An 860-nucleotide genomic window follows, 5' to 3' on the forward strand; every position below is an offset into this window, starting at 1 on the left:
CGTGCTTGGCAATCATGAATATTACGGCGGCCATATCAAAGAATATGTCAGACGGATGGCGGATGTCGGCATCCGGGTTTTGCGCGATGAGACGGTTGTCCTGCAGGGCGGCATTCAAATTGTAGGCCGCAAGGACAAGGCGGCGGAAAGCATGGATCAGATCGGCCGTATGCCGGTCGCCGAACTGCTCTCCGGGCTCGCGAAGGACAAGCCGATCATTGTGCTGGATCATCAGCCTTATGCCTTTGCAGCAGCTGCGGAAGCCGGCGCTGACATACTACTGTGCGGACATACGCATCGCGGGCAATTTGCGCCGAATCACTGGATAACGCGCCGGCTTTTTGAGCTCGACTGGGGTTGCATGCGTAAGGACGGCATGCACGTGGTCGGATTCGCTCGCCGCTCTGCGGGCGCCGCTCGGTGTGTATGCCGTGCTTGGCAATCATGAATATTACGGCGGCCATATCAAAGAATATGTCAGACGGATGGCGGATGTCGGCATCCGGGTTTTGCGCGATGAGACGGTTGTCCTGCAGGGCGGCATTCAAATTGTAGGCCGCAAGGACAAGGCGGCGGAAAGCATGGATCAGATCGGCCGTATGCCGGTCGCCGAACTGCTCTCCGGGCTCGCGAAGGACAAGCCGATCATTGTGCTGGATCATCAGCCTTATGCCTTTGCAGCAGCTGCGGAAGCCGGCGCTGACATACTACTGTGCGGACATACGCATCGCGGGCAATTTGCGCCGAATCACTGGATAACGCGCCGGCTTTTTGAGCTCGACTGGGGTTGCATGCGTAAGGACGGCATGCACGTGGTCGTGTCTTCCGGCTTCGGAACGTGGGGGCCGCCGATTCGGCTT

General features: G+C 58.6%; 2 protein-coding genes. Both read left to right on the forward strand.

Annotated features, from left to right (window positions below; genetic code table 11):
* Positions 1–448: metallophosphoesterase (locus BG52_RS15595; protein WP_397310876.1), on the forward strand; the 448-nt coding region annotated here is incomplete at its 5' end.
* The coding region (locus BG52_RS04380) for a metallophosphoesterase (RefSeq protein WP_397310878.1) at positions 423–860 on the forward strand (438 nt) is incomplete at its 3' end. The genes BG52_RS15595 and BG52_RS04380, both read left to right, overlap by 26 nt.

The sequence above is a fragment of the Paenibacillus darwinianus genome (genome assembly GCF_000598065.1).
GTDB lineage: Bacteria > Bacillota > Bacilli > Paenibacillales > Paenibacillaceae > Paenibacillus_I > Paenibacillus_I darwinianus.